This is a genomic window from Streptomyces tricolor, from assembly GCF_002155905.1.
GTDB classification, from domain to species: domain Bacteria; phylum Actinomycetota; class Actinomycetes; order Streptomycetales; family Streptomycetaceae; genus Streptomyces; species Streptomyces tricolor.
The window spans coordinates 1-10,681 of the sequence record NZ_MUMF01000218.1 but is presented as its reverse complement, the minus strand read 5'-3'; the positions used below and the strand labels follow the sequence as shown (position 1 = coordinate 10,681).

Below are 10,681 nucleotides of genomic sequence, written 5' to 3'. Positions count from 1 at the left end.
CGCGTGGGCGCGACCAGCCACGACGTGCCCGCGGCCCGGCGACGGCCGTGAGCCCCCGGCGGGGCCGGAGTGCCCCGCCGGGGGCTCTGAGAGACTAGGGGCGCGATGAGTGAGACAGCAGCTGTGCCGACCGCCGCCCTGCGCGCCCGCGCCGAGATCGATCTGGGCGCCCTGCGCGCCAATGTGCGGGCCCTGCGCGCCCGGGCGCAGGGCGCCGCCGTGATGGCCGTCGTCAAGTCCGACGCGTACGGCCACGGCGCGGTGCCGTGCGCCCGCGAGGCCCTGGCCGCGGGCGCGAGCTGGCTGGGCACGGCCACGGCCGAGGAGGCCCTCGCGCTGCGCGCGGCCGGGCTGCCCGGCCGCATCCTGTGCTGGCTGTGGGTGCCGGGCGGGCCCTGGCGGCAGGCGATCGAGGCCGACATCGACGTGTCGCTGAGCGGGATGTGGGCCCTGCGGGAGGTCGCCCGGGCCGCCCGGGCGGCGGGCCGCCCCGCGCGGGTGCAGCTCAAGGCCGACACCGGCCTCGGCCGCAACGGCTGCCAACCCGGCGCGGACTGGGCCGAACTCGTCGCCGCGGCGCTGCGCGCGGAGGCCGAGGGGCTGGTCCGGGTCACCGGGCTGTGGTCGCACTTCGCGTGCGCCGACGAACCGGGGCACCCGTCCATCGCCGCCCAGCTCGCCACGTTCCGGGAGATGACGGCGTACGCCGAGGAGCAGGGCGTACGGCCCGAGGTGCGGCACATCGCCAACTCGCCGGCCACCCTCACCCTGCCCGAGACCCACTTCGACCTGGTCCGCACGGGCATCGCCATGTACGGCGTCTCGCCCAGCCCGGAGCTGGGCACCCCGGCCGGCTTCGGGCTGCGCCCGGTGATGACGCTGCGCGCCGCGCTGGCCCTCGTCAAGCGCGCCCCGGGCGGCCACGGCGTCAGCTACGGCCACCACTACGTCACTCCCGGCGAGACCACCCTCGGCCTGGTGCCGGTCGGTTACGCGGACGGCATCCCGCGGCACGCCTCGGGCACCGGCCCGGTGCTGGTCGACGGCAAGTGGCGGACGGTCGCCGGGCGGGTCGCGATGGACCAGTTCGTGGTGGACCTCGGCGGCGACGAGCCCCCGGTGGGCAGCGAGGCGGTGCTGTTCGGACCCGGCGACCGGGGCGAGCCCACCGCCGAGGACTGGGCCCAGGCCTGCGGCACGATCGCGTACGAGATCGTCACGCGCATCGGTACGCGCGTCCCCCGCGTCTATGTGAACGGGTCCGCGTGAACCCGGCCACGTGAACGCGGCCACGTGAACCCTGTGTGTGCATGCGGCTGTCCGCACGCGTCCGCGGGCGCGTCCATGTGAGCGTATGCAGGTGAACGGGCAAGAAGTCGGGTAACCCGTTCCGCGGCGGCACCCACCCGGGCGAACTGTAGGGCGAAGAGGAGCGGTACGTGAGCGAGAGCAGCGCGGAGGCCGTGGCGGACATCGTCGCCTCGGCAGCCGCCGCCTCCGCCGCGGGGGCGGCCGGGAGCTGGCGCAGGGCGACCGGCATCGCCGGTGCCGCGATAGGCGTGCTCGCCGCGGGCGCGGCGGCCGGTGTCGCCATCGAGCGGATGACGGTGGGCCGCGCGGTGCGCCGCAAGGCCCGGCTGGCGCTGGACGCGGCGGGACCCTACGGCACCCTGCGCGGCACCCCCGGCAAGGCGTACGCCGACGACGGCACCGAGCTGTACTACGAGGTCGACGAGGCCGAGCCCGACCACGGCCCGGACGTCTCCCCGCGCCGGCGCCGGCTCTTCGGCCGCAAGGCGCCCGCCCCGGTCACCGTCGTCTTCTGCCACGGCTACTGCCTCAGCCAGGACTCCTGGCACTTCCAGCGGGCGGCCCTGCGCGGGGTCGTCCGGACCGTGCACTGGGACCAGCGCAGCCACGGGCGGTCCGGGCGCGGCGCGGCCCAGGTCCGGGACCGGGAGCCGGTCACCATCGACCAGCTCGGCCGCGATCTGAAGGCCGTGCTCGACGCCGCCGTACCGGACGGGCCGGTGGTACTGGTCGGCCACTCGATGGGCGGCATGACGGTGATGGCGCTCGCCGCGCAGTACCCCGAGCTGATCCGGGACCGGGTCGTGGCCACCGCCCTGGTGGGGACGTCGTCCGGGCGGCTCGGCGAGGTCAACTTCGGGCTTCCGGTGGCCGGTGTCAACGTGGTGCGCCGGATCCTCCCCGGGGTGCTGAAGGCGCTCGGGCAGCAGGCGGAGCTGGTGGAGAAGGGGCGCCGGGCCACCGCCGAGCTGTTCGCCGGGATCATCAAGCGCTACTCGTTCGCGGGCCGGGACGTCGACCCGGCCGTGGAGCGGTTCGCCGAGCGGATGATCGAGTCCACGCCGATCGACGTGGTCGCCGAGTTCTACCCGGCCTTCACCGACCACGACAAGACCGACGCGCTCGCCTGCTTCCGGGACATGCCGGTGCTCGTGCTGGCCGGCGTCCAGGACCTGGTCACGCCCAGCGAGCACAGCGAGGCCATCGCCGACCTGCTGCCCGACGCCGAGCTGGTGCTCGTGCCGGACGCCGGGCACCTGGTGATGCTGGAGCACCCGGAAGTGGTCACCGACCGCCTCGCCGACCTGCTCACCCGCGCCGGTGCGGTGCCCGCAGGGGCTACGGTAAGTGGCTATGGAAGCACCAGCAGCACCGCACAACCCCGCTGAGACCCAGCTGACCGTCACCTCCCCGGAGCAGATGCGGGAACTGGGCCGCCGGCTGGCCAAACTGCTGCGCGCGGGCGACCTGGTGATGCTCACCGGGGAGCTGGGCGCGGGCAAGACCACGCTGACCCGCGGGCTCGGGGAGGGCCTGGGCGTGCGGGGCGCGGTCACCTCGCCGACGTTCGTGATCGCCCGGGTGCACCCGTCCCTCGGCGACGGCCCGCCCCTGGTGCACGTCGACGCCTACCGGCTCTCCGGCGGCCTGGACGAGATGGAGGACCTGGACCTCGACGTCTCGCTGCCCGACTCGGTGATCGTCGTGGAGTGGGGCGAGGGCAAGGTCGAGGAGCTGACCGAGGACCGGCTCCAGGTCGTCATCCACCGCGCGGTCGGCGACACCACCGACGAGGTGCGGCACGTGACGGTGACGGGACTGGGGGAGCGGTGGGCCGAGGCCGGCCTGGAGACGCTGGCGGGCTGAGACCGCCCAGAGATTCCGACAGGCAGTCGGCAACATATTGCGCGGGACGCCTCAGGCGTGGTTAGGTCTACCTAACTAGGCCCGCCCCCGCACCTCAGGAGGCGTCCATGACCGCACTACGGCCCACCGGGGTCTCGATGCACGACCTGCTGGCGTCGTGCGAGGCGGCACAAGCGGTCTCCTGCCCGCCCCGGCCCCCGGAAACGCGCCCCAAAAGGGCGCGAGGAACTGCGCGAGCAACCAAGACGGCGCCGCAGCCGCCCGACGGCGTGCCGCGGCACCCACAGCAGACGGCTTGATCCGCGGAGCGGCTAGCGGATCACCACCACCCGCACCCCGATCGTCGCGAACTTCCACATCGCGTCCCCGTCCTCCCGGCTCTCCCGGATCCCGCCCGTCTTCACGCTCGGGTCGGCCGCCGTGTCCGACCCGCCGTTCACCGCCGCGCTGAACCCGATGGCCACGCCGTCGACGCTGGTGAACCGCACCACGTGCTCGATGGGGACGCCGTCGGTACCGGTGGCCGCGTTCGAACGCGACGTCACCCAGTACGTGCCGGCCGGCGGGTCGACGCTGCCCGGCCGCACCGGGAAGCTGCGCTGCACCCGGTTCCCCGGGGCCACCAGCCAGACCCGGTCGTCGTCCACCGAGTACACGACCCGTTCACCCGTTCCGGAGCCGCTCGGCAGGGCGGCCGGGTTGTGCTGGTCCCGAGGGGCCTTCGAGGGAGCCGTCGCGTGCGCCGTGGGCCCCGCGCCCAGGCTCGCCGGCACCGTCGCCTGGGCCCGGTAGGCGAGGAAACCGACCGTTCCCAGAGCCGCCGCGGTGAGGCCGGCCACGATCCCCGAGCTGGTCCCTGCCACCTGCGCCCACCTCTGCCTCGCGCCATATGTCGTACTTCGTACCGACCGTAGCAGCCGGTGACCGTCCGTCCCGGACGGCGATGCGCGAGCCGCGGGCGCCGTAGGCTGTTCGCGTGCTCTTGCTCGCTCTGGATACCGCAACACCCGCCGTCACCGTCGCGCTGCACGACGGCACCGCCGTCATCGCCTCGTCGAGCCAGGTGGACGCGCGCCGGCACGGAGAGCTGCTGCTGCCGGCCGTCGACCGGGTCCTCACCGAGGCCGGCCTCAAGCTGGAGGCGGTCACCGGCATCGTCGTCGGCACCGGGCCCGGCCCCTACACCGGCCTGCGCGTCGGCCTGATGACCGCCGACACCTTCGGCCTCGCGCTCGGCGTCCCGGTGTACGGCGTGTGCACCCTGGACGGCCTCGCCTACGCCGCCGACATCGAGAAGGGCCCCTTCGTCGTGGCGACGGACGCCCGCCGCAAGGAGGTCTACTGGGCCACGTACGCCGACTCCCGGACCCGGCTGACCGGACCGGCCGTCGACCGCCCGGCCGACATCGCCGAGCGGGTCGCGGGCCTTCCCGCGGTCGGCGCGGGCGCGCTGCTCTACCCGGACACGTTCCCGAGCGCCCACGAGCCCGAGCACGTGTCCGCCGCCGCCCTCGCCTCGCTCGCCGCCGAGAAGCTGGCCGCGGGTGAGGAACTCCCGGCGCCCCGGCCGCTGTACCTGCGCCGGCCGGACGCCCAGGTCCCCAAGAACTACAAGGTGGTCACCCCCAAGTGACACAGCCGGAACCCCCCCGACTGCGCGAGATGCGCTGGTGGGACATCGACCCGGTCCTGGCGCTGGAGCGGGACCTGTTCCCCGAGGACGCCTGGTCCCGGGGCATGTTCTGGTCCGAGCTGGCCCACGCCCGGGGCGCCGGGGCGACCCGGTGCTACCTCGTCGCCGAGGCCGCCGACGGCCGGATCGTCGGATACGCGGGCCTGGCCGCCGCCGGCGAGCTGGCCGACGTGCAGACCATCGCCGTCGCCCGCGACCACCAGGGCACCGGGCTCGGTGCCCGGCTGCTGACCGAGCTGCTGCGCGCGGCGACCGCGTTCGAGTGCCACGAGGTGATGCTCGAATGCCGGGTCGACAACCTTCCCGCCCAGAAGCTCTACGAGCGTTTCGGCTTCGTCCCCATCGGCTTCCGGCGCGGCTACTACCAGCCGGGCAACGTGGACGCCCTGGTGATGCGCCTGACCACGGGACCCGGCAGCGGCTCCGCCGCGGGCTCCGCCTCAGTACAAGGAACCGATATCAATGACTGACGAACCTCTCGTCCTCGGCATCGAGACCTCCTGCGACGAGACCGGCGTCGGCATCGTCCGCGGCACCACCCTGCTGGCGGACGCCGTCGCCTCCAGCGTCGACGAGCACGCCCGCTTCGGCGGTGTCGTGCCGGAGGTCGCGTCCCGGGCGCACCTGGAGGCGATGGTCCCGACCATCGACCGCGCGCTGAAGGAGGCGGGGGTCAGCGCCAAGGACCTGGACGGCATCGCGGTCACCGCCGGCCCGGGCCTCGCCGGCGCCCTCCTCGTCGGCGTCTCGGCGGCCAAGGCCTACGCCTACGCCCTCGGCAAGCCGCTGTACGGCGTCAACCACCTGGCCTCCCACATCTGCGTGGACCAGCTGGAGCACGGCCCGCTGCCCGAGCCCACCATGGCCCTGCTGGTCTCCGGCGGCCACTCCTCCCTGCTGCTGTCCACGGACATCACCTCCGACGTCCGCCCGATGGGCTCGACCATCGACGACGCGGCCGGCGAGGCCTTCGACAAGATCGCCCGCGTGCTGGATCTCGGCTTCCCCGGCGGTCCGGTCATCGACCGCTACGCCCGCGAGGGCGACCCGGAGGCGATCGCCTTCCCGCGCGGCCTGACCGGCCCGCGCGACCCGGCGTACGACTTCTCCTTCTCCGGTCTGAAGACCGCCGTGGCCCGCTGGATCGAGGCCAGGCGCGCGGCCGGCGAGGAGGTCCCGGTGCGCGACGTGGCCGCCTCCTTCCAGGAGGCCGTGGTCGACGTGCTGACCCGCAAGGCCGTGCGCGCCTGCAAGGACGAGGGCGTGGACCACCTGATGATCGGCGGTGGCGTGGCGGCCAACTCCCGGCTGCGCGCGCTGGCCCAGGAGCGCTGCGACGCGGCCGGCATCCGGCTCCGCGTGCCGCGCCCCAAGCTGTGCACGGACAACGGCGCGATGGTGGCCGCGCTCGGCGCCGAGATGGTCGCCCGCAACCGGGCCGCGTCCAGCTGGGACCTGTCGGCCGACTCCTCCCTGCCGGTGACCGACCCGCACGTGCCGGGCCACGACCACGACCACGTGCACGAGGTCAGCAAGGAGAACCTGTACTCATGACGGTCGCCCTGATGTGGGAGGCCCGGGCCGCCGACGGGCGGGGCGCGGAACTGCTGGCCTGGGTGCGGCGGCAGGACCTCGCCCCGGCTCCGCTGCGCCGGGAGACCTTCCGGGCGCCGCAGGACCGGGTCCTGGTGATCACGTGGTGGGACGCCCCGTACGACGCCGCCCTCCCCGAACTCCCCGACCCGCCCGCCGAGTCGGTGACCCGGGCCGTGCACCGCTGGCGGTTCGAGGCGGTCACGGACCACTGAGTTGCGGAAGCACCCCGCACCTGCGCTATGATCATCACACAGCGAACGGCCGGAGCCCGGGAGATCGGGAACCGACCCGGACGCAGTGCGTTGGTGGTCCAAGGAAAGACGCCCCGCTTCCTGCGGGGAGATGCAGGTGCAAGGCCTGCCCGGCGCTCCACTCGACACCCCGCCCCCGGGTTCCCGGCGGCGGGGTGTCGGCGTTCCTACGGCAGCACCTCGCAGCGCAGCCGCCGCTCGGTCCCGACCAGCCGCACCGGCCCGGTCAGCCGCAGCCGGGCCCGGTGGCGCACCTCGGCGCTCGACGGACCCAGCCGCAGTTCCAGCTCCCCGGGTTCCACCACCCGGGCTCCCGAGCGGTCCGTGAAGGACGACAGGTCGGTGTGGAAGCGGAAGGTGAGGCGGCGGGCGGCGCCCGGCTCCAGGTCCAGGCGCTGATAGCCGATCAGGCGGACGTCCGGGCGGGTCACCGAGGCCACCGGGTCGTGCAGATAGAGCTGGACGACCTCGGTGCCGGCGCGGTCGCCGGTGTTGCGGACGGTGACGGAGAGGTCGTACGAGCCGTCGGTGGGGATCTCGGCCGCGGTGCCCGCGAAGTCCTCCCAGACGAACCGCGTGTACGAGCGGCCGTGGCCGAACGGGTACAGCGGGGTCGGGTCCAGGCTGCTGACCTCGCCGGCCAGGCCCAGCGGCGGCTGGAGGTAGGTCCAGGGCTGGCCGCCGGGCTCCCGCGGCACGCTCACCGGGAGCCGGCCGGAGGGGTTCACCCGGCCGGACAGCACCCCCGCGACCGCCGGGCCGCCCTCCTCGCCGGGGAAGAAGGCCTGCACCACCGCGCCGAGCCGGCCGTGCCAGCGGCCCAGGGCGTAGGGGCGGCCGGTGAGCAGCACGAGGACCACCGGGACGCCCGTGGCCACCAGGGCGTCCAGCAGGTCGGCCTGGACGCCCGGGAGCCGCAGGTCGGTCGCGTCGCAGCCCTCGCCCGAGGTGCCGCGGCCGAACAGGCCCGCGCGGTCGCCGAGCACGGCCACGCACACGTCCGCCTCCGCCGTCCGGGCCACCGCCTCCGCGAAGCCCGCGGTGTCCGGGTCGTCGACCCCGCAGCCCTCCGCGAACGTCACCTTGGCGTCCGGGAGTTCGGTGCGCAGGGCGTCCAGCACGGTGGGAATCTCGATGCCGAGCGGGATCTCCGGGTGGTGGGTGAGGACATGGGAGGGGAAGGAGTAGCAGCCGAGCATGGCGAGGGCGTCCGCGGCGCGGGGGCCGACGACCGCGATCCGGGTGTCGGGGGCCAGCGGGAGCAGCCCGTCGGGGTTGTCCAGCAGCACCACCGACTCCTCCGCCAGCCGCCCGGCGAGGGCCCGGTTCGCCGCCGAGTCCAGGTCCAGCGGGCCCTCCGGCTCCGGCCGCCAGTCCTCGTCCAGCAGGCCCAGCTCGCACTTCTGGAGCAGGACGCGGCGGGCCGCGCGGTCCACCAGGGACTCCGGGACGCGGCCCTCCCGCACGGCCGCCACCAAGGGCTTGCCGTAGCACTTGACGGTCGGCAGCTCCACGTCGAGGCCCGCGGCCAGCGCCAGATGCGCCGCCTCCGCCTCGTCCGCCGCCACCCGGTGCAGGCTCTGCAGGAAGCCGATGCCGAAGTAGTCGGCGACCACGGTGCCGGTGAACCCCCACTCCTCGCGCAGCAGCCCGGTCAGCAGCCGCGGATCGGCGGAGGCGGGCACCCCGTCGGTCTCCGTGTAGGCCGCCATCACCGACCGGGCGCCGCCCTCGCGCAGCGCCATCTCGAACGGCGGCAGGGTGACGTCCGCGAACTCCCGTACGCCCGCCCGCACCGGGGCCAGGTTCCGGGCGCCCACCGAGGAGGCGTACCCCGCGAAGTGCTTGAGCGTGGCGACCACACCGGCCGACTCCAGGCCGCGCACATAGGCCGTGCCGATGGTGCCGACCAGGTACGGATCCTCGCCGATCGTCTCCTCGACGCGTCCCCAGCGGGGGTCGCGGACCACGTCCAGGACGGGGGCCAGGCCCTGGTGCACCCCGGCCGCGCGCAGGTCCCGGCCGATGTGCCGGCCCACCTGCTCGACCAGCTCCGGGTCGAAGGAGGCGCCCCAGGCGAGCGGCACCGGGTAGGCGGTCGCCCGCCAGGCGGTGAAGCCGGCCAGGCACTCCTCGTGCGCGACCGCCGGGATGCCGAAGCGGTTCGCGGCGGCGATCCGGCGCTGGGCCCGGGCCAGGGCGCGCGCACCGACGTCGGGGTCCACGGGCGCGGTGCCGAAGGAGCGGGTCAGCTGGCCGAGGCCGAGTTCGATCAGCTCGTCCCAGTCGTACTCGGCGGTCATCTCGCGTTGCAGCGGGGCGACTCCGTCGCCGTCCGTGGCGGCGCCCACCCACACGCCGTACAGCTGGGCGGCCTTCTCCTCCAGGGTCATCCGGGACAGCAGGTCGGCCACCCGGGCGTCGGCGGGCAGGGCGGGGTCGCGCCAAGGAGGGGTGGTCATGGAACTCCCGTCTCGACTCTGCTGCACCAGCGTCTAGTGCGAATGTTTCGATTAATACTCCGAATGTTCCGGGAACCTATGGCGCGCGAGGGCCTTCGTCAAGAGGCCCGGCAGGGATACGATCGCGGGCATGAAGCCTTCGAAGCCCGCAGCAACGCAGACGGCGACCCTCGCCGAGATCGCCCGTGAGGCCGGGGTCTCCGCTCCGACTGTTTCGAAGGTCCTCAACGGCCGTGCCGACGTCGCCCCCGCGACCCGCACCCGCGTCGAGGAACTGCTGCGCGCCTACGGCTACCGGCGGCGCCGCGCCGAGGCCTCCCGCTCGCCCCTGATCGACCTGGTCTTCCACGAGCTGGAGAGCGCCTGGGCGCTGGAGGTCATCCGGGGCGTGGAGAACGTCGCCCGGGACGCCGGGCTGAGCGTGGTCCTGTCCGAGTCGGCCGGCCGGCTCACCCCCGGCCGGACCTGGGCGGACCAGGTCGCCGCCCGCCGCCCGCACGGCGTGGTGCTGGTGCTGTCCGGGCTGGACGAGTCCCAGCGGGCGCTGCTGACGAGCCGCTCCATCCCGTTCGTGGTGATGGACCCGGCCGGCGACCCGGGCCCGGACGTGCCGTCCATCGGCGCCACCAACTGGCAGGGCGGGCTCGCCGCCACCCGCCACCTGGTGGAACTCGGGCACACCCGGATCGGCGCGATCAGCGGCCCGTCCCGGATGATGTGCAGCCGGGCCCGGGTGGACGGCTACCGGGCCGCCCTGGAGACCGCCGGGCTGCCGGCCGACCCCTCGCTCGTCCTGGCCGGCGACTTCCACCACGACGCCGGCTACCGCCTGGGCCTGGAGCTGCTGCGCCGCCCCGACCGGCCCACCGCCGTCTTCGCGGGCAACGACCTCCAGGCGCTCGGCCTGTACGAGGCCGCCCGCGAACTGGGCCTGCGCATCCCGGAGGACCTCAGCGTGGTCGGCTTCGACGACCTGCCGGTGGCCCGCTGGGTCGGCCCGCCGCTGACGACCGTACGGCAGCCGCTCACCGAGATGGCCGAGGCCGCGGCCCGGCTGGTGCTGGAGCTGGGGCGCGCGCAGGAGGAGCGGGCGGCGACCCGGGTGGAACTGGCGACGAGTCTGGTGGTGCGGTCGAGCACGGCGGCGCCGCCGGCGGCTTAGCAGGTCGGTTCCGCAACCGAAACTTTCGGCAGCCGCGGCCATCCGGTCTCCACGGTCACGCCGGGATGAGAAAGTCCCAAGAAAACCGGCTCTCGCCGACCCCGCTAACACTCCCTTCATAATTCGGACTTATGTTCCTGTCGTGACGCGACACGAGGAGCAAGGCGACGCGGGCAGACCGGTGGGCCGGCGGCCGAGAGCGCTGAAGGCCGTCGGCCTCACCCTGGCGGGTGCCCTGGTGCTGGGTGTGGCGGCGGCGGGCTGGGCCTACTGGCACCTCGACCGCAACATCAGCAGCGTCGACATCAACAGCGCACTCGGCGACGACCGCCCGCCCAGG

The 10,681-nt window shown here is 74.4% G+C and carries 10 protein-coding genes and 1 pseudogene; 9 read left to right on the top strand and 2 right to left on the bottom strand.

Features of this window, described 5'->3' with window-relative positions; translation table 11 throughout:
• Nucleotides 1–105: 105 nt before the first annotated feature.
• From alr to tsaE, 3 genes are all read left to right on the top strand, one after another.
• Entirely contained in the window at nucleotides 106–1,269 is a 1,164-nt protein-coding gene (gene alr / locus CCN44_RS16810; protein ID WP_059252097.1) for an alanine racemase, read from the top strand.
• Between the two features lie 170 nt (nucleotides 1,270–1,439).
• A complete protein-coding gene (locus CCN44_RS16805; RefSeq protein ID WP_059252098.1) occupies nucleotides 1,440–2,699 on the top strand; it encodes an alpha/beta fold hydrolase in 1,260 nt (419 codons plus the stop codon).
• The gene (tsaE, locus tag CCN44_RS16800; RefSeq protein WP_059252100.1) at nucleotides 2,665–3,177 is read left to right on the top strand and encodes a tRNA (adenosine(37)-N6)-threonylcarbamoyltransferase complex ATPase subunit type 1 TsaE; all 513 of its coding nucleotides are present in this window, start codon (nucleotides 2,665–2,667) and stop codon (nucleotides 3,175–3,177) included. The genes CCN44_RS16805 and tsaE overlap by 35 nt, the downstream gene beginning before the upstream one ends.
• A gap of 311 nt (nucleotides 3,178–3,488) precedes the next feature.
• Here the strand turns inward: tsaE and CCN44_RS16795 are convergent, their stop codons facing one another.
• Nucleotides 3,489–4,040, bottom strand: a complete 552-nt coding sequence (locus CCN44_RS16795; protein WP_086698117.1) for a hypothetical protein — start codon at nucleotides 4,038–4,040, stop codon at nucleotides 3,489–3,491.
• A gap of 113 nt (nucleotides 4,041–4,153) precedes the next feature.
• Here CCN44_RS16795 and tsaB point away from each other — a divergent pair, with 113 nt between their 5' ends.
• The 4 genes from tsaB to CCN44_RS16775 are packed head-to-tail and all read left to right on the top strand — an operon-like array spanning nucleotide 4,154 to nucleotide 6,678.
• Nucleotides 4,154–4,810 (top strand): tRNA (adenosine(37)-N6)-threonylcarbamoyltransferase complex dimerization subunit type 1 TsaB, encoded by a 657-nt coding sequence (gene tsaB / locus CCN44_RS16790; RefSeq protein WP_059252104.1) that lies wholly within the window; start codon nucleotides 4,154–4,156, stop codon nucleotides 4,808–4,810.
• Nucleotides 4,811–4,839: 29 nt separating this feature from the next.
• Nucleotides 4,840–5,340: a ribosomal protein S18-alanine N-acetyltransferase gene (gene rimI / locus CCN44_RS16785; protein WP_059252106.1), complete on the top strand. Its 501-nt coding sequence runs from the start codon at nucleotides 4,840–4,842 to the stop codon at nucleotides 5,338–5,340.
• Entirely contained in the window at nucleotides 5,333–6,424 is a 1,092-nt protein-coding gene (gene tsaD, locus CCN44_RS16780) for a tRNA (adenosine(37)-N6)-threonylcarbamoyltransferase complex transferase subunit TsaD (protein WP_086698116.1), read from the top strand. The genes rimI and tsaD overlap by 8 nt, the downstream gene beginning before the upstream one ends.
• Entirely contained in the window at nucleotides 6,421–6,678 is a 258-nt protein-coding gene (locus tag CCN44_RS16775; protein ID WP_086698115.1) for a hypothetical protein, read from the top strand. The genes tsaD and CCN44_RS16775 overlap by 4 nt, the downstream gene beginning before the upstream one ends.
• A gap of 206 nt (nucleotides 6,679–6,884) precedes the next feature.
• Here the strand turns inward: CCN44_RS16775 and CCN44_RS16765 are convergent, their stop codons facing one another.
• Entirely contained in the window at nucleotides 6,885–9,179 is a 2,295-nt protein-coding gene (locus CCN44_RS16765) for a beta-xylosidase/alpha-l-arabinosidase (RefSeq protein WP_086698114.1), read from the bottom strand.
• Nucleotides 9,180–9,309: 130 nt separating this feature from the next.
• Between CCN44_RS16765 and CCN44_RS16760 the strand changes: the two genes are divergently transcribed.
• The gene (locus CCN44_RS16760) at nucleotides 9,310–10,341 is read left to right on the top strand and encodes a LacI family DNA-binding transcriptional regulator (protein WP_059252114.1); all 1,032 of its coding nucleotides are present in this window, start codon (nucleotides 9,310–9,312) and stop codon (nucleotides 10,339–10,341) included.
• A 142-nt stretch (nucleotides 10,342–10,483) separates the two neighbouring features.
• Nucleotides 10,484–10,681: pseudogene (locus CCN44_RS43260) on the top strand (LCP family protein); the annotation flags it as partial.